Origin of the sequence: Euryhalocaulis sp., from assembly GCF_013911995.1 — a bacterium.
GTDB classification, from domain to species: domain Bacteria; phylum Pseudomonadota; class Alphaproteobacteria; order Caulobacterales; family Maricaulaceae; genus Euryhalocaulis; species Euryhalocaulis caribicus.
In genome coordinates, this window is record NZ_JACESD010000010.1 from 13931 (window position 1) to 31914 (window position 17984).

Sequence of the window (17984 nt, forward strand, 5' to 3'; positions counted from 1 at the left end):
CCATGAGCAAATCCGCCGGCGACCATCCGATCACGATTGAGACCGAACCCCGCCGGGTGACGGTCGAAGCCGGCGGGCGGACGATTATCGGGGCCAATGTCGTTCTGGTGCTGAAAGAAGCGGGTTATAAACCGGTCTTCTATTTCGCCCGCGACGCCGCCGCGATGGCGCTTCTGGAAAAGTCGGATCACGTCACGCATTGCCCCTATAAGGGCGACGCCACGCATTATCACGTCCGCACGCCGGACGGTCTGATCGAGAATGCCGTCTGGTCCTATGAGAACCCCAGGGACGGCGTGTCAGAGATCAAGGATCATCTGGCGGTCTATCCGTCCAAACTGGACATGACCGAGCACTAGCCCCGCTTCGGCGCGGCCTTCTTCAGCGCCGCCATGTCGGCGCCGCGGATTTCTTTAAGATGCGCGCTGATGGTCTCCAGCGGCCAGTCCCACCAAGCGATATCCAGCAGATCATCGATGATGTGATCGTCGAAACGCATGCGGATCAGGCGCGCCGGATTACCGGCGACGACGCCGAAGGGCGGCACGTCGGAGGCGACGACGCTCTTGGCGGCTATAATCGCGCCATGCCCGACCTCCACGCCCGGCATGAAGGAGGCGTCGCGGCCGATCCAGACATCATGGCCGATGACCGTATCGCCCCGGAAACCTTCCTTGGGGTCGGCGTCTTTGGCGAAGTCTTCCCAGCCATGATCGAAAATCTCGAACGGGAAGGTTGAGAAGCCGGCCATCGGATGGTTGGCCCCGTTCATGATGAAGCTGACGCCCGCCGCGATGGCGCAGAACTTACCGATCACCAGCTTATCGCCGATGAAATCATAGTGGTAATGGACGCACTTGTCCTCGAACGTCTCGGGCGAGACCGGGTCGTCATAATAGGTGTAGTCGCCGATCTCGATCAGCGGATTTTTGACAACCGGCTTCAGGAAACAGACGCGCGGATGGTCCGGCAGCGGTTGCGGGTTATTCGGATCAGGGCCGGTCATGAGGCGCGTCATACCATAAGTTGACAGAGAAAAGGGGGCGCTTTGGAGAGCGCCCCCTGATCCGTTTTTCGAAATTCCCCGCGTTTTACGAGGAGTAGAATTCGATAACCAGGTTCGGCTCCATCTGGACCGGATACGGCACGTCCGCAAATTCCGGCTGACGGATATAGGTGGCGGTCATGCCCTTGGCTTCGACCTCGATATAATCGGGGATGTCGCGCTCCTGGCTTTCCAGGGCTTCCAGCACCAGGGCCATGTTGCGGGACTTCTCGCGGATCTGAATGACGTCGCCGGCGCGCAGGCGCATGGACGGCGTCTTGGCCTTCTTGCCGTTCACGGTCACGTGGCCGTGGTTCACGAACTGGCGCGCGGCGAAGACGGTCGGCACGAACTTGGCGCGATAGACCAGCGCGTCGAGGCGGGATTCCAGCAGGCCGATCAGGTTTTCCGCGGCGTTGCCTTTCTGGCGGGACGCTTCCTTGTAGGTGTTGCGGAACTGCTTCTCGGTGATGTTGCCGTAATAGCCTTTCAGCTTCTGCTTGGCGCGCAGCTGCAGGCCGAAATCGGACAGTTTGGACTTGCGGCGCTGGCCGTGCTCGCCCGGGCCGTACTGGCGCTTGTTCACCGGGGACTTCGGACGGCCCCAGATGTTTTCGCCCATGCGGCGGTCAATCTTGTACTTCGCGGATTCGCGCTTCGACATGTATTCCTCACAAAGACGTGGTCCGGCAGCGCCCCCCATGGGCCCTGCGATTGAAACGGCGGCGCTCACGTCACCCGTTGCTTTTCAATGTATCCCGCGCGTTTGCGGGAAGCGCGGCATATGCCGCGTCAGCCCTGGCAAGTCAATGACAGGGCTGTAAGTGCGGCGGGCCGCTCAGGCCTCGCCCATTTTCGGCAGGTCGATCTCCAGGATCGCCATGTCGAAATTATAGGAGATGTCTTTCGGGTCTTCGTCGTCCTTGAAGATAATCCCGAGGAATTCATCGCCCTTGTAGACTTCCAGCGAGTCGTCCGTCTGGGAGCGCTTGCGCACGTCCAGGTTCGGATTGAGCTTGGTCTGGAGATAGGCTTCCAGGCGGCGGATTTCGTCGTCTCTGACAGTCGGCACGGCGGCTCCCTTCGCATTGAGTATGAATGGTTTGAATTGCCGCTCTAACTATAGAGCGCGCGCCCTTCCGTCCACCGGATCGCCGCTTTAAAGGCTGTGATCCATGCTCTCCGCCGGGCGGTCGCCACAGCGGCCCACGGCCTTGGCCGGAACGCCGGCGACGGTGCAGCGGGCGGGCACGTCCTTTAGCACGACGGAGTTGGCGGCAATGCGCGCCTCGTCCCCGATATTGATGGGGCCTAGCACCTTGGCGCCCGCGCCGACCAGCACGCCCTTGCCAAGCTTGGGGTGGCGGTCGATGCCGCGCGCGCCGGTGCCGCCCAGCGTCACCTCGTGCAGCAGGGAGCAGCCATCGCCGACCTGCGCCGTTTCGCCGATTACAACCGAGGTCGCATGGTCGATCATCACGCCCTTGCCGATGGTCGCGGCGGGGTGGGCGTCCACGCCGAATGTCTCCGAGACAATGGACTGGATGTGCAAGGCCATCGTCTCCCGCCCCTCGCCCCACAGCCAGTGGGCGACGCGATAGGACTGAAGCGCGTGATAGCCCTTGTAGTAGAGAAAGGGCTGAAGATAGGTGCGGCAGGCCGGGTCGCGCTCATAAACGGCCAGCAGGTCTTCGGTGGCGGCTTCCGCGATGCCGGAATCGGCGGCCAGCGCCTCCTCGAACACGGTGCGGGCCTGCAGGGCGTTCAGATCCCCGTCGCCCAGCTTGCGCGCCAGCGTATAGGCCAGCGCCGCGCCCAGCGTCCTGTGGTTGAGAACCGAGGCGTTCATGAAGCCGGACAGCACCGGCTCCTCCGCCGCCGCTGCGGCGGCTTCCAGCCTCAGCGTCGGCCACGGGGATTCGTGGCTGGCGTCCGTCGATACCGCGTGAAGTTCTGTCATGGCTTCGTCCCTTGCTCGCCAAGCATAGCACGGGCCAGCGGCGCGCCGATTTCGCCCGTCACGGCCATATGGTGCGCCCGCAGCAGCATCGCCACCGTCAACGAGTCAGTTATTTCGCCCGACAGCACGCGATTGAGAGCCTCCATGAAAGGAACACGGTCGATTTCCATGTCCGCTTCGGCGTCCTCCGGGTCCGGCTCGGCCACGCGCTTCAAGCCTGTCGCGATATAGCAAATGGACAGTTCGTCAGAGGTGGAGTTGGAAAGATGGAAGCGGATCATCTCGTCCCAGTTTTCCGCCTCCAGCCCGGTTTCCTCCAGCAGCTCTCGCCTGGCCTCGTCCAGCGGGTCGGCGTCCAGACGCCCGCCGCCTTCCGGGCATTCCCAGCTGAAGCGGTCCAGCGCATAGCGCCACTGGCCGACCAGCCAGATCGTCCCGTCCGCCTCTATGGGCAGGACTCCGATGGCGGTGTGCCGCGCCGACAGCAGGCCATAGATGCTGGGCGTGCCGCCCGGCGTGATCACGTCGTCCTCGAACACCCGGATCCACGGGTTCTCATAGACGATGCGGCGTTTCAGGCGGGTCCAGGGGTTTTTCCGGCTCACGCCCCCTACCCCCGGCCGCGATACGGCGCCACGCCCTGATCGGGGACCCAGACGCCTTTCGGCGCCTCGCCCGTCTGGAAGAAGATGTCGATCGGAATGCCGCCGCGCGGATACCAGTAGCCGCCAATGCGCAGCCAGACCGGGTCCAGCCGGTCAATCAGGCGCCGAGCGATGGTCATGGTGCAGGCCTCGTGAAAGGCGCCGTGATTACGGAAACTGGTCAGGAACAGTTTCAGGCTCTTGGATTCGACGATCCAGTCCTTCGGCACGTAATCGATCACGATATGGGCAAAGTCCGGCTGCCCGGTCACCGGGCAGATGGAGGTGAATTCGGGGGCCGTGAAACGGATGACGTAAGGGGCGTCAGTGGCGGGGTTCTCCACCCGCTCCAGCACCGCCTCATCCGGGGAAGCCGGGGCGTCCGACGTGGAGCCCAGCTGTTCCAGGCCTGAATAGCGTTCGTCTGTCATAATAGGCGTGTCCTAAACCGGAGGCGCGCGGGAATACAATCGCGCTTGCGCGTTTTGTCCCTATATTGGGCGCAACGTCCCGCGCTTTTAAGGGAGCCGCCCATGCACGGCGCCGATTTTCTGTTGCCCGCCCTGATCTTTCTGGCCGCCGGCGTGGGGGCGATCCTGATCGCCCGGCCGCTGCGCATTTCCCCCATTGTCGGATTCCTCGCCGCCGGGGTGCTGCTGGGTCCCGGCGCGCTGGGCGTGCTGGAGGATAACGAGACAACGGCCTTCCTGGCGGAGCTGGGCGTGGTGTTCCTGCTGTTCGATATCGGGCTGCATTTTTCGGCGCGCGACCTGGTGGAGCGCAAGGCGGACATGCTGGGCCTGGCCCCCGCGCAGATGGCCCTGTGCGGGGCGGCCTTTATCGCCCTTGCCCGGTTCGCCGGACTGGACTGGCCCATCGCGATCGCCGTGGGCGGGGCGCTGGCGCTGTCCTCCACCGCCGTTGTGGCGCGCGTGCTGGCCGAGCGGAATTTGCAGACCTGCCCGCTGGGGCGCAGCGGAACGGCGGTGCTGATTTTCCAGGACATCGTGGCGATCTTCCTGCTGGTCTTCGTCGCGTCGCTGGCCGGGGACGGCGAGCACAGCGTGGCGGCGGACGCCGGCATGGCGGCGTTGAAGGGCGCGGCGGCCTTCGTAGTGGCGCTGACGCTGGGGCGGCTGGTCATCACCCCGGTGTTCAAGGCCCTCGCCCGCACCCGCAATGACGAGGTGTTCACCGCCTTCGCCCTGCTGCTGGTCGTGGCCGCGGCATGGTCCACCGGGGCGCTGCACCTGTCGCTGACGCTGGGGGCGTTCCTGGCCGGGATGATCGTGGCCGACACCCCCTATCGCCACGTCATCCAGACCGAGGCCAAACCGTTCCGCAACCTTCTGCTGGGCCTGTTCTTCATCAATGCCGGTATGGCGGTGGAGCTGAACGTGCTGTTCGGCTACCTGCCCTGGATCATTGGCGGCGCGCTGTTCGTGCTGGCGCTCAAGACCGCGCTGATCATCGGGGCGGCGCTGGCCAATCGCTGGACCGCGCCGGGGGCGACGCAGCTGGGCTTTCTGCTCTCCCAGTCCTCCGAATTCGCGCTTGTCATCATCGCCATGCCGGCGGTGGCGGGCGCGCTGGAAGGCGATATGGCGGGCGTGCTGATCGCCGTGGTGGCGCTGACGCTGGCGGTGACGCCGGTGTGGTCGCAAACCGGCATGAAGCTGGCCCGCAAGATCGTCGAGGCGCGCCGCAAGCCGGGGGAAGAAGCGCCCGCCTCCGCCTCGCCCGACGCGCGGCCCGTCGTGGTGTTCGGCATGAACCAGACCGGGCGGCTGGCCGTCGATGCGCTGACCTTCGCAAAGCGGGATCATCTGGCCATGGAAATCGATCCGGACGCGTTCATCTCCGCCATCGCCGACGGCTATCACGTCACGTTCGGGGACGCCGCCGACATGCGCCTGATGGAGACAATCGGCATGACGAACGCCTGCGCGCTGGTCATTTCCCGTCCGCGGTTCGAGCTGTCGGAGGAGCTGACGCCCTTCCTGAAGCAGCAATATCCCGATCTGGAGCGTTTCGTGGCCGTGGAGACCCGCCATGATCAGGAGCGTCACGCCGCGCTGGGCATTCACGCCGTGATCGTGAAGGGAAAACCCAAGGGGGTGGAGCTGGTGGTGGACATGCTGCGCGCCATCCAGGTGGACAATGAGACGATCGCCGCATGGCTGGCCGATGTGCGTGAAAAGCAGAGCGGCGGGGACGCGGACGCCCCCGCCGGCCGTGCTGAGGCGGAAGCCGCCTGACGCGTCTAGCGCGCTGTCGCCAGCTGTGTCCGGGCGCTGTTCACCGCGGCCCGCAATCTTTCGGCCCCGGCGTCCGCGCCGTCCTCGAACAGGATATCAAGATCCCGCTGCGCCAGCGCGTATTCGCCTTGCTGGTAACGCAGGGCCGCGCGGTTGCGGCGGGCGATATCGCTGGCCGGGTTTTCCTGCAGGGCGGCGTCGCAGGCCGCCTCGGCGCCCGCCATATCGCCCTGCCGGGCGGCGATGGCGCACAGATTGGCCCAGGCGATGGCCTTCGACTTGTAGCTGACGGGTTCTTCCAGCGCGCGGCGCGTGAAGCGTTCCGCCTTGTCATAATCGCCGTCCAGCGCGGCGCGCGCGCCGACCTGAACAAGAGACGGGCCAAACGTCTTCACTTCAAAATGATCGGCGCCGACCGATCCGGCGAAAGACAGGGCCAGAGCGGCCGCGGCGGTTTCGATAATTCCAGACATGATCGCATTCTCCTGATCGCTGTTGGCGCTCCAGAGATGGATCGTCTATTATTGAATGAGAATGTTAGTTTTTGGCTAGTTGATATACAATTATGAATAATTGGGATGATGTCCGTATCTTCCTGGCGGTTGCCGACGCGGGCAGCCTGTCCGCGGCGGGCCGCAAGCTGAAGATGAGTCAGCCCACCGTGGGCCGGCGGGTCGAGGCGCTGGAGGCGCGGTTTGGCGCCACCCTGTTCTCACGCGGGCCGCGCGGCCTGACCCTGACGGATAGCGGCGAGGCGGTGCTGGAGCACGCCCGCGTCATGGAGCGCGAATGGTTCAGCGCCGAAACCGCCGCGGAGGGCCAGAGCACCGGCCTGACCGGCGACATCACGCTGTCGGTTGGCGAGGGTATCGGCACGGAATGGCTGCCCCGGGTTCTGGGAGAATTCCATGAGCGCTATCCCGACATCATCACGCATGTGACGGTGGAGGCGCGCACGGCCAATCTGGTGCGGCGGGAGGCCGATATCGCCCTGCGATTTGGCGGCCCCGGCGAACAGGCGACCACGCTGGCCCGCCGCGCGGCGCGCGTCGGCTTTGGGTTCTACGCCGCGACATCCTATGTGGAGCGGCGCGGCGAGCCCGGTACGCTGGACGACCTGGCCAGTCACGACACGGTCTGGGCCAATTTCGGGACCGGCGTGATATGGCCTCCGGAAATCGGCGGCCAGCCCGTCGCGCCGGGCCGGATCACCTTCCACACCAACAGCCCCGCCGCCCACATGTCGGCCGTGGTGGCCGGATTCGGCGTCGGCGTGCTGTCCCACCGCTGGGCGGCGAACCGGGAAGACCTGACGCGCCTGTTGCCCGACACCTCCGCCATGGCGCTGGATCTGTGGCTGGTCACGCATCGGGAATTGCGCACCAGCGCCCGTCTGCGCGCCCTGTTCGATTTCCTTGTCGAGGTTCTGGCGCGGGACGCCGCCTATCTGGAGCGCGGCGAGGCTTGAGCAGCGTTGGCGGGAACGGCGGCCGGGGGATTTCGTTCTATTTTCCGCCCGCCAGGCAACAAGGAAGACGGACATGAATACCGACGAACTTCAAGGAAAGTGGAAACAACTCAAAGGCTCGGCGCAGGCCCAGTGGGGCAAGCTGACCGATGACGATCTGGACTGGGTTGAAGGCCGGCGCGAACAGCTGATCGGCAAGATCCAGGAACGCTACGGCAAGGATCGCGAGGCCGCGCGCGAGGAAGTCGACACCTGGCTTCGCAAGGCCTGATCCCTTCCCTGTATCACGCATAAAAAAAGGCGCCGCGTTTGCGGCGCCTTTTCATTGTCTGGCTGTATCAGCCGGGGCGTCAGCGTCGGCCCCTGACAAGTCCGGCCAGAATGCTCAGCACGAACAGGATCACGAAGATCCAGAACAGGATGACGGCGATCTGAGCCGCGCCGCCCGCGATGCCGCCAAAACCGAACACGGCGGCGATGATCGCAATGATGAAGAAGATTAGCGCCCAACGGAGCATGATGGAGTCCTCCAGTTTAATTCCGGAAAAGTGAACGGTTGACCGTCCAAACCGGTTCCGAAGATTTTTTATTTTCCTTGCCGCGCGCCGGCGCCCGCCCAGCCAAAGCCAGCGCCAACCAGCGTGAGCGCGGCGGCGCCCGCCATGATCCAGGGATAGGCGCCGGTGAACCCGCCAAGGGCGGCGGCCAGCGCGCCCGCCAGCGCCACGCCGATCATCCCGGCGATGCGGCTGGCGGCGTTATTGACGCCGGAGGCCAGCCCCTCATGCCGTTCCGGCGCGGCGCGTATGACGCCATCGGTCAGAGGCGCGACGAACAGCGCGAACCCGAACCCCGTCACGCCCATCGGCGCCAGCACTCCGGCCCAGAGCGGCCAGTCGCGGCCCGCAGCCAGCAAGGCGAACCCAAGCGCCGCCAGTACGGGACCGGCGACCAGCAACAGCCGCGCGCCGACGCGATCTTGCAATGCGCCAGACACCGACGACAGAAATCCCATCGGCAAGGTGAAGGGCAGAAAGACCGCGCCCACGGCGGCCGCGCTCAGACCCCGCGCTTCTGTCAGTTCAAAAGGCAATAAAAGGAACGCAGACGACAGCGCCGCATAGAGGCAAAGTGTCAGGGCGTTCAGGGCAGAGAACTGCAAGGACGAGAAAATCCCCAGCGACATCATCGGACTGGGGGCATTCTTCTCCCGCATCAGGAAGGCGGCGGCGAGGATCAGTGAAAGCGCCAGGGCCGCCCAAGCCCGGAGATCGCCGATACTCCGCTCCCCCAGCCGGGTCAGCGAGAAGGCCAGCGCGCCCAGCGCCAGAACGGCCAGCGCCGCGCCCTGCCAGTCCAGACGGCGCGCCGCCTCGTCCCGGCTTTCGCCGCTGAAAACCGCGCCCGCCGCCAGCGCGGCGAGCGCGATGGGAATATTGAGATAGAAAATATAGCGCCAGCTGAGCACATCGACGATCCAGCCGCCCAGCACCGGGCCGAGCGCGGTGGTCAGGGCGGAGGCGCCCGCCCATACCCCTATCGCCGCGCCACGCTCTGCCTTCGGGAAAGTCGCCGCGATCAGCGCCAGACTGGCCGGGGCCAGCACAGCGCCGGCCAGTCCCTGCAGCGCGCGGGCCGCAATCAGCGTATTGGCGCTGGGGGCAAGGCCGCAGAATATCGAGGCGGCGGCGAACCCGGCCACGCCCGCCAGGAAGGCGCGCTTGCGTCCGAACCGGTCCGCCCCGGCCCCGCCCAGAAGGGTAAAAGCCGCCAGCATCAGCATGTAGATGTTCACGATCCACTGGGTCTGGACGACATCGGCCGGAAGCTGCGCCCGCATCACCGGCAGGGCCACGGCCACCACCGATCCGTCAATGAAGACCAGGGCGGAGCCCAGAACGCAGGCTGTCAGGATCAGATAGCGTTTGCGCCGGGCCGAGCCCTCACAATCGCCGGACGTGCGCAGCACGCCTTCATCGCAGGGCTGGCGGTAGGGTCCGGACATTGGCGGCTCCCCGGCGTCGCTTCAGATATGTGGTGCGGACGGCGGGGATCGAACCCGCAAGGCCATTCGGCCGAGGGATTTTAAGTCCTACACAGTTAATGCCTATCTATCTGATTTAGATATATTTTCCTTTTAAATCAGCGATAGTGTGTAACTAATCTGTGTAAATTTTGTCCCTTTGAACTCACAAAAATGAGTCTCAAACGTCCAACACCTTTCACACAAATTAGCATGAGTTAGGCTATATACGTCCATTCCTTGATCCAAGCTGGATCAGTCACCTTTCTCCCGCCACGCTTGCCAACGCCGCTTTAAGGACCTGCATAGACACTTTCGCTGTATGCTCGTCTGGGGTGAATCCCGAAAGCATTTGTTCGTATGGATGAATATAATTACGGAAATCGCGGAGACCGTGCCCAAATTTTTGGATATCGGGCTTCAAGACGCCAACAGCACAGGCAACATCAATCAGCTCAGCGAGCTTCCAATTTTGAAAGGGTTTGGGCTTGCCATCCTCTGAGCGAGGACAGGCATTGGAGCGATTGAATTGTTCTGGATCGGATCTGGCCGCCCCTAGCAGGACGGCCTCAAGGACGCTTCCACACAAGAAAATCGTAGCCAGATAAGCGCCCCCTTTCAGACTCCGCCTTGCCTCTTCAATTCGCGTCTCGATTATCGTTACCACTGCCCCTTCCAATGGTAATTTATCGAGGTTCGGCGTCGCAAATTCTTGATCTAGAAATTTATCGATCGTGGTTGCCGGTTCAGACCGTGCGCGCACGCCCCGCAACCGAGCCGCTATCTCTTTGGATTTATTCCAGACCGATTGATCATATTCCCGATCATTGAGTTCACCCTCGACGGCGAGAGTATCCAAGATTTCATCTAGGACCTGTCCGACGATTTGATCGTTCTCGAGCTCCCAAAATGCTCGCATTTTCTTCGCTTTGGAGGTTCCATATTTCTGAAAACGGCTACCATGAATATCAATACCGAAACGCTCAAAGAGAGCGGCATAAGTTGCGTCTGAATAGTCCAAGACCCATCCACCGCCCATTTCAAGCACCTTTTCGAGGTATCGTTTTTCGATTTCTGTCAAACTGCTCAATCTAACGATCTTCCTTTTGAAGGGGTTGTTCTCGGGGGCTTTCTTGATCTTGAAAATTTGAACTCGTTTTTACCGACCACATGACATTAAAGGGCACGGCTGTGAGACGATCACCGAAAGAGAGCAGCTCCTGTCCCGAATAAAGGACGATTCCCTGAAAAGACCGGTCCTTTGCTAAATTGTCCCGAAACCACGCCAGATGTTTGAAATCACCTTTGCCGATCGTGGACGAGGCTTTGACCTCAATTCCAAGCATCGCACCGTCAGATTTGCGCTCGACTAGGAAGTCGATCTCGCGCTGTTCCCAATCACGGTAGTGAGACAGGCTTAGATCCCGATCATTATCGACCATGGCCGCAATCTGTGTGAAGGCAAAGGTCTCTATCAGTTTTCCAGATCGATCCGGATCAAGTTCCACCTGATCCAATCGCCAATCCAATATAGCGGCCATAAGGCCGCTATCGGACATGAATAATTTATCGGCTTTGCCCACACGCTGGTAATCCGTTTTTGTCCATGCCGGAAGACGGTCAACCAAAAACAGCGCTTCGAGGGCATTGATATACGCCTCGACGGTCGGACGCTTAATTGAAAGCTTGTCGTTGATCTTCGCGATATCGAGAAATTTCGAGGACCATGCGGCGAGCACCGTCACAAGCTCGCGCATTGATTGGACATTATGGATTTTTCGGATTTCCCGAAGATCCCGATCCAGCAGCGCCTCAACATAGTCCTTATGCCAGTCTTCCCGACTTTCCGGACTCAATGTGAGGACTTCCGGATAACCGCCACGAAACGCCAGTTCGAACAATTCGGACCGGCTTAGCTTGCTTCGGTCATTTTTCAGGCTTCCGTTTAAAGCGTGACTCAAAAAATCCGGTTCTGCTCCCTCGATCTCCCCCATAGCTAAGGGACGTAAGCGCACTTTCGCGATTCGGCCGGCCAGTGATTCTTTGGCGCTTGGAATAGCGTTTAGGTTTGCGGACCCCGTCAAAAGATATTGCCCCGGCCGCGTATCTTCATCGACGATCATTTTAATAGCCGAGAGCAATTCAGGAACGTGCTGAATTTCGTCGATAATGAGGGTGCGACCCTCATGAGTCACAAAAGCAGCCGGATCGTTTCTAGCAGCGCGACGAAGCGTTTCGTCATCAAGCGTTCGATATGTGACGCCATCCTCCTCCAGGGATCGTGCAAGCGTGGTTTTTCCACACTGACGGGCACCATTCAGGAGAACTACCCGGCGATCCGTTAGAGCCTTATCAATTCGTCTTTTTTGCCATCGTTTAAAGGAATTCGGCATTTGGGGCCTTAAATCGTAAAATATGAATTATTGAGGAATTTTATAATTTTCCATCCGGGAAATTATATATTTAAAAGCCGGGAAATTGCAAATTTAAATTCCGGGAAATTGCAAATTTAAATTCCGGGAAATTGCATATTAGCGAGCCGGGAAATTATAAATTTGATTATTGAGATATCGGGTATTGAACGGAAAGGTCGCTCCCGCACCTTGGCGACGGGACCTTTGGCACACAGAGATAGGATATAGCGTGGACAACAGCCGTTGGTATGGGGTGCGTGATGAAACATAGATGGCATGAGCCATCCTAAGTTGATGTAATTATTGGGCTTATGTTTCTATTTTTTTGTTTTGACTCATGAGAACATATCGTAAACACTGTTGATTATGAATGATCATGAGAACCATCAAGATGCTCAAGGCCATCCACTAACTGAAGAGCAGTTCGAAGCCTTCTGGGAGGCAATGAAGCCACCATCAACGCCGGCAGCCTCATTAGCCGATCATGAGCAAATTCGGGTCACTTTGGCTAAATTCGATCCGATAAAGCTTAGCTTGACGATCGCCGGGCTCATGACCGAGCCAGATTATCAAGGCAATGAAATCCGCCTTGATTGGGCGATTAGGTGGGCTCTTGCGCTATCGGCCGGAAAGAAAACCCCCAAAAAGCGCGATTTGAATCGCATATTGAACCAGTTCGCCGAAGATACTGGCGTAACCCGATTAGAAGATCCGCCTGAAAGCGTCTTCGTTGAAAACCTGCCCACAAACCGTGGCAATTTTCGATTGTTGCCCGGTGTCTGGGAGACGGCCGGGCGCAAGACAGAATTGGTAATGTCCGCTTTCGAGCAACTCGCTGACGCGCCTCAGAAGAAAGACGCGTTAGACTCGATTTATGCGCTACTTACGCTCAGTGAAGCGCTCATACAGAGGGCAAATCTGACGGCGAACATAAATGGTTCAAGCCAGTATGGAGCACTGAAGTTACCGTCAGAAACCAAGCTAAAATCTCTGCGCAGACGTCTGATCTTTACCTTCGAGGAACTGGAAGCTCTCGGCATTGAAGCGGAAAAATTGAGGCCATTTTTGCTTCCACCGGATGCCAGTGGGAGCCTCTTGGCAAAGCGTCCGGGCAACACCCTCCTTGAGTGCTTTCCTTTAACAGCGAGAAAAAATGGCATCGCCATTCTTTCTCCGACCAACATCAGCACCGCCATACGCAGCCATTTGATCGAAACCGCCATCGAAGGAGGGGTATCGGACAATCTCCATTACCTCATGCTGGAGGAAGCTCGGCAGGCACTTAACGCTAGCGGATTCATCAACATTCCGCCCTCTCCGGTGAAAGAAATTGGCGGACTGCTCATTCGAGAATGTTTACTGGAATACTCAAAAGGACGTTGGGTTCACATCATCCAGTCAATGGATGGCTTCGATCAGTGGCCGAATGCGTCGTTCGGTTCCACGATTGAGTATTCAAAAGAGGTAATGGAATATTTCGCGAGCTCCGAAAAAAAAGCGTCTGAATTCGCTCAGCAAAGATCCGGATTTGTTCATGGGCTGAGATTGTGGCTCCCTGGCGGCTGGGGGCGTGGCGCCTCAATAGAGGCCAATCGGCCTGCTTCCGATCTGTGGCCGCTTATCCCCATTCCAATTTTCGATGCCGCCGTAATCGGATGCTCTGGCGATTGCGGTTGGAATGATGTTGCTCGACTGATCGAGCAACATTCCACTGTCACCAATCAAGGTTTTCAGCTCCACTTCGCCAATGGGGTTTTGAACTTGTTTCAGTGGTGGCAAGCCACGGAATACAAATTGGTGCCGCCAGATCAAAAAGATTTGCGTCCGCCTTTCATGATCAACTTTGACACCAATCTTTTGCTTGAAACACGGCGTGCGGCCTTAGACGCACAAAGCCGGCACGCACTACCCACGCCTTGGGGTTCGTACAAGATCGTCCAGAGATTCAGAAGGCAAACGGAAACTGACGACCATAAGCTTGCCTTTGTTACGACCGACACGATCGAAGACGGCCAGTTGCTGGGTGCGGTGAGTCATGGAGATGATGTTTGGTGGTTCACCATAACGGACGAAGCCGCTGGCGGAGATAGGGAACTCGCTTTCAGAACATGGGAAGCCCTTATGATGTGGGGCACACGCCTGCTCCCTAAGTTTCAGGAAACATTGTCCAAAGGTAATAGCCCGATCCTCTTTTCAATCTCGGTTGAGGGTGAGTTCGTAACCGATGACACGGCTCTGCAAGATACGATTTCGGTCGATATCAATAGAGAAGAGCGACAGGTTGATTTGGCAATCAAATCATCATGGCATCAATTTTTGAGAGCACCCGATAACTCTGCGGAAATTGAGATTGCAGCCAGAGTTTTGGAGAGCGCAGATTCTCTTTCGGAAAAACCTGTTTCGGAGGCCACAGATTTTCACGCTGTCGCTCTACAAGCCGCCGGCTCAAATTTTTATCGATGGCGGCATGTTTTTGAAACCCAAACCTCTCTCGAGTATCTAGCGGCTCACGGATTGATCGAACACTTTTCTAAGATTCCTGATTCCGCCGGCGCAAAAATTCAATCAGGATCGGTGTGGTCGATCCGATCTCGTGAGGCCGGTTCCATGCTCACAGATCGAGGTGAAATTCTCGAATTTTTGGATGATTATAAAGAGGCTCTCCTACAGGGCTTGATCGAATTTATTCGATATTACGATAAGCAATCCCTGATCGTCTCGGCACTTAAATCCCTCCAATCAGCGGAGGGAGAAATTCGTCATTGGACGGCTACGGCTAGCGCTATGCGCGCAATTCATGGTGATGAGATCGATCATGAAATGAGTATGCGCCAGCTCTCTCACACTTATGGCGTGATCAGAGCAAGTTCGATCATTGCCGAAATCGCCAACACAGAAGGCGGGAAGGTCGAGAAGCGTGCTGTCGGTCAAATGGATCTGGAGGAGCTGCAAGCGCTCTCACTAATGGTCTTTGAAATCGGCGATTTGTGGTTTGCTTACAAACTGGGGCAGGTCGAAAGCGATCTACAAATTTCTCCCACCGGCGAGCTTTTGTTCGATCATCAATTCGAGGAGAAAACTCTGCGTTCAACCGGAGAACGCCTGCATCGCCTCAAGCGGCAAAAAGCCGAGGACGACTATGATCGGCGGTTCGCTCAAAAGACCAACTCAGATGAACTCAGAGATGACTTTATCAAGGCCATCACTGCGGAGTTTGGAATTGATGTTGGTTTTATGCTCGATTTTGCACAATACAGCGCTGAGCTCGCCGCTCAAACTCGTAAAGGTGTGTTCGTTATCACAAGGTCCGATTTCATCGATCAAATCCAGTCCCTCTCGGACCTCTCACGAAATGATATTGAGTCTTATGTCGATCGTCTGACGATGCCACAGCGTGAAAGCTGGAATGAATTACCGCGTGAATGGAAAGAGTCTGACATTGAACTGGCTAGGCTGGGCCGTCGCTATTCGCCTATTTCTAGGCCAATCATTCAAATTTCTGATGATGATGTAACCCGCTTAGTGATCTGTCCGGCGGTCATCGAGCGCAGCGCCCATTTTATCATCAGGAGTGCCTACAGCGGGGATGTTCAAGATGATTTGTGGCAGAGTGACGCGATGAAGCGTTTCGCGAGCAAACGAGGCGACGAAACCGGCAAGGAATTTGACAAACAAATTGCCTCAAAGCTCGAAGAATTGGGCCTTGAAGCTCACTCTTCTAAAACCATTCCATGGTGCTTGAACGAGCAATCGACGGCTGAGTTAAAGAAGCTGGGCGATGTAGATGTTCTTGCCATTGATCGAGCCAATAACACTGTATGGGTCATTGAAGCCAAAGACCTTAAACTCTGCAGAACGCTAGCGGAAACTTCGAGACGGCTATCAGATTATCTCGGTAAGGAGAAGAAGCCGGGAAAAGCCGATAATATGTTGAAGCATCTAAACCGCGTGACCTATCTGCAAGCACGATCTGAGGCGCTTCAAAAACGGTTCAAACTGCCAGAGGCTCCATCGGTAAAGGGCTTAATGATCGTAAGCGCCCCCCAACCCTTGGACAGCTCTCTGCTTAAGGTTGGTGATGATGGGACAGTTATTAGTTTCGATGAAATCGCTGACTATTTCAATCCAGAGTCCAGATGAGTAATTCAATGAAATTTGTATTTTTTATGGAGCACTTACATCTTCTACAATGAGCCAACCATTTTTAATGATTTTTATTAATATTTTTTGATATATGACTTACTGCTGTAAATAGATATTTCTTATGATATATGAATTATGTGTTAGAAAATGTGTAACTGTTGCTACGAGATTGACACCCATCATAGAGACGAGAAATGGGCCGCATCATTTATGTAGCAACAACAGGCAAGGATCATTTTTAGGGGTCAAAATCGTGACTCTCGATTTCCCGCGCGTAACACTCACCCTAAAATTTTGACGCGCTTGATCGTCATCATACTGATTGTCATTGCCACGAAGGATGCGGTCGAGATTAGCGACAATTTGTCTATTCTTAATTCGAGGCCACCCTTCAAAAATGATTACCTCATCGAACTGTTTCCCCTTCGCCTTATGCATATTCATTACAATGACTCCAGTCTCAGGCTTATGACTCGTGGCGAAGTGCTCCTGAACAAAAGCCTGTTGAACGATAGTTAAAGCGTTGATGTAGGCTCCATATGTCCTCCAATTCTCCGCTAACCCCTGTCGGAGCTGTGTCCCCCGATCCAGCAATCTCAAATTTCTGACTTCTTCAGCGAGTTTCTGAAGACGAGTACAGCTTCCTTTCTCAAGTAAGGCGCGAATTGCGCGCCAATCCGCATCGGGATCGCCCTTCAAACCTAAGTTTCGAGCCTGATCATAAGTGGCAAATGTATTGACCAGAATACTATTGCCCCGGATCGCTTTCCCCTGCGCAAGGCGCTTCACATATTCGGAATACGCATCACGTAATTTTTGCGCTGTGTCGAGGTCACCCTTAGTTGGCTTGCCTCCGCCTCTGCCCTCAAAATAGTTACAAAGCAGCTTAATAAATCGGGCAAGATCCTGACTGTCTGATGATGGCTGCATCAGAAATGCGATTAGCTCTGCCCCGAGAATGGCCCCTTCGAGCTCGACAACTGCGGAGTGCGGAATAGGGGTCATTCCGGCGGGTGGTTCACGGAGCTTGTCGGCTACTAGACGAGTCATAAGTTTTGTTGGAACGAGAATGGCTACCGACCAATCATTCTTTCCAGTCTTAACCAGACGTTCTCGCGCTTTGTAGACTTGTGTGGCAAGCGTAGTGAAAGCTTGGTCACCGTTCGGCGGATAACCTTGCCGGTAGATGCCAATATATTTTTCCTGCGAAAATTCACCGCGAAGTATATCGTTACCGAACAGCGCTATCTCGGTTCCAGCGCTTCGATGATTATCATCGCTCAAGTCAATTTCAGTTAGATCGAACGCATCACGAAAATGATCCAATCGCTCTGGATCGGCTCCTTGAAAATCATAGATACGTTGTTCCGGGTCTGCCAATACGACTAATCGGCTATAACGCCCCAATGCTTGAACGACATTCCATTGGTCAGCATTCGTATCTTGAAATTCGTCAAGCACGATGACTGGAAACATGTTGGCCACCAGCCGGCATATCCGATCGCTAGCATGAAGGATGGCCCCTGCATAAGAAGCAAAAAGGTCAAAACATAAACGACCTTCCTCTTTTGCTAGCTTCTCTTGTTCAACACGCTCGCGCCGTCGTTTCTCGAAGATCTCGTTATCATCGAGCTTCGTGTCAGGACCCATTTCATTTCGTATGGAGGAAAGAGCGATCGCCTCGGCCGGCGGAGGAAGAAGTGTCAGGCGACGCGGTAAGCCTAATAGATAGCCATGAGTCTTGATTATACGCCAAAAGAAAGAGTGATAGGTTTCAACCTCGATCCGTTGGCGCTGCTCAGCTGGGAGTTGATGCTCATATTGAATGGCTTCGACAACACGGGAAACAGTGGCCCGAGCAAAACTGAGAAACAGCACCTGCTGCTCAGGACATAAGGATTCCTCGACAGCTTGTGCCGCCTTCAAGATAGAGATTGTGGTTTTGCCTGAGCCGGGTCCACCGGTAACCAGAAGGTGGCCATCCGCTGCTAGAATCTCGCGCTGTTTATCAGTCAGCTCCATCATTATC

At 57.2% G+C, this 17984-nt stretch carries 17 protein-coding genes; 5 read left to right on the top strand and 12 right to left on the bottom strand.

All coding sequences use genetic code 11. The features are described 5' to 3' along the window. Window positions 1-2: 2 nt before the first annotated feature. Window positions 3-359: a DUF427 domain-containing protein gene (locus H2040_RS04200; protein ID WP_287154732.1), complete on the top strand. Its 357-nt coding sequence runs from the start codon at window positions 3-5 to the stop codon at window positions 357-359. Here H2040_RS04200 and H2040_RS04205 read toward each other — a convergent pair. The 6 genes from H2040_RS04205 to queF all read right to left on the bottom strand — a co-directional run bounded on the left by H2040_RS04205 (window position 356) and on the right by queF (window position 4080). Further along, window positions 356-1006 carry a CatB-related O-acetyltransferase gene (locus tag H2040_RS04205; RefSeq protein ID WP_287154734.1) on the bottom strand — a complete coding sequence of 217 codons (651 nt, stop codon included), beginning with the start codon at window positions 1004-1006 and terminating at the stop codon, window positions 356-358. The genes H2040_RS04200 and H2040_RS04205 overlap by 4 nt on opposite strands. An 85-nt stretch (window positions 1007-1091) precedes the next feature. Further along, window positions 1092-1709, bottom strand: coding sequence for a 30S ribosomal protein S4 (rpsD, locus tag H2040_RS04210; protein WP_022698755.1), 618 nt, complete (start codon window positions 1707-1709; stop codon window positions 1092-1094). A gap of 174 nt (window positions 1710-1883) precedes the next feature. Next, a complete protein-coding gene (locus H2040_RS04215) occupies window positions 1884-2117 on the bottom strand; it encodes a DUF3126 family protein (RefSeq protein ID WP_022698754.1) in 234 nt (77 codons plus the stop codon). Window positions 2118-2204: 87 nt separating this feature from the next. Further along, window positions 2205-3005: a serine O-acetyltransferase gene (gene cysE / locus H2040_RS04220; protein ID WP_022698753.1), complete on the bottom strand. Its 801-nt coding sequence runs from the start codon at window positions 3003-3005 to the stop codon at window positions 2205-2207. Beyond that, window positions 3002-3610, bottom strand: a complete 609-nt coding sequence (locus H2040_RS04225) for an NUDIX domain-containing protein (RefSeq protein WP_287154740.1) — start codon at window positions 3608-3610, stop codon at window positions 3002-3004. The genes cysE and H2040_RS04225 overlap by 4 nt, the downstream gene beginning before the upstream one ends. A gap of 5 nt (window positions 3611-3615) precedes the next feature. Next, a complete protein-coding gene (queF, locus tag H2040_RS04230) occupies window positions 3616-4080 on the bottom strand; it encodes a preQ(1) synthase (protein ID WP_022698751.1) in 465 nt (154 codons plus the stop codon). A gap of 102 nt (window positions 4081-4182) precedes the next feature. On the opposite strand from queF, the gene H2040_RS04235 reads away from it, so the two are divergent. Next, window positions 4183-5907, top strand: coding sequence for a cation:proton antiporter domain-containing protein (locus H2040_RS04235; RefSeq protein ID WP_022698750.1), 1725 nt, complete (start codon window positions 4183-4185; stop codon window positions 5905-5907). Window positions 5908-5912: 5 nt separating this feature from the next. Here H2040_RS04235 and H2040_RS04240 read toward each other — a convergent pair whose 3' ends face one another. Next, a complete protein-coding gene (locus tag H2040_RS04240; RefSeq protein WP_022698749.1) occupies window positions 5913-6380 on the bottom strand; it encodes a tetratricopeptide repeat protein in 468 nt (155 codons plus the stop codon). 92 nt (window positions 6381-6472) lie between these two features. Between H2040_RS04240 and H2040_RS04245 the strand changes: the two genes are divergently transcribed. Continuing rightward, a complete protein-coding gene (locus H2040_RS04245; RefSeq protein ID WP_287154744.1) occupies window positions 6473-7375 on the top strand; it encodes a LysR family transcriptional regulator in 903 nt (300 codons plus the stop codon). A 73-nt stretch (window positions 7376-7448) separates the two neighbouring features. After that, window positions 7449-7646 carry a CsbD family protein gene (locus H2040_RS04250; RefSeq protein WP_022698747.1) on the top strand — a complete coding sequence of 66 codons (198 nt, stop codon included), beginning with the start codon at window positions 7449-7451 and terminating at the stop codon, window positions 7644-7646. Window positions 7647-7725: 79 nt separating this feature from the next. Here H2040_RS04250 and H2040_RS04255 read toward each other — a convergent pair whose 3' ends face one another. The 4 genes from H2040_RS04255 to H2040_RS04270 all read right to left on the bottom strand — a co-directional run bounded on the left by H2040_RS04255 (window position 7726) and on the right by H2040_RS04270 (window position 11791). Then, window positions 7726-7893, bottom strand: coding sequence for a DUF1328 family protein (locus H2040_RS04255; RefSeq protein WP_022698746.1), 168 nt, complete (start codon window positions 7891-7893; stop codon window positions 7726-7728). A 68-nt stretch (window positions 7894-7961) separates the two neighbouring features. Next, window positions 7962-9380 carry an MFS transporter gene (locus H2040_RS04260; protein ID WP_287154748.1) on the bottom strand — a complete coding sequence of 473 codons (1419 nt, stop codon included), beginning with the start codon at window positions 9378-9380 and terminating at the stop codon, window positions 7962-7964. 277 nt (window positions 9381-9657) lie between these two features. Next, window positions 9658-10488, bottom strand: coding sequence for a hypothetical protein (locus H2040_RS04265; protein ID WP_287154750.1), 831 nt, complete (start codon window positions 10486-10488; stop codon window positions 9658-9660). Window position 10489: 1 nt separating this feature from the next. Continuing rightward, entirely contained in the window at window positions 10490-11791 is a 1302-nt protein-coding gene (locus H2040_RS04270) for an ATP-binding protein (RefSeq protein ID WP_287154752.1), read from the bottom strand. Window positions 11792-12178: 387 nt separating this feature from the next. Between H2040_RS04270 and H2040_RS04275 the strand changes: the two genes are divergently transcribed. Continuing rightward, window positions 12179-15952, top strand: a complete 3774-nt coding sequence (locus H2040_RS04275; protein ID WP_287154754.1) for an anti-phage protein Upx-like protein — start codon at window positions 12179-12181, stop codon at window positions 15950-15952. 207 nt (window positions 15953-16159) lie between these two features. Here H2040_RS04275 and H2040_RS04280 read toward each other — a convergent pair whose 3' ends face one another. Further along, the gene (locus H2040_RS04280; RefSeq protein WP_287154756.1) at window positions 16160-17980 is read right to left on the bottom strand and encodes a UvrD-helicase domain-containing protein; all 1821 of its coding nucleotides are present in this window, start codon (window positions 17978-17980) and stop codon (window positions 16160-16162) included. Window positions 17981-17984: the final 4 nt, after the last annotated feature.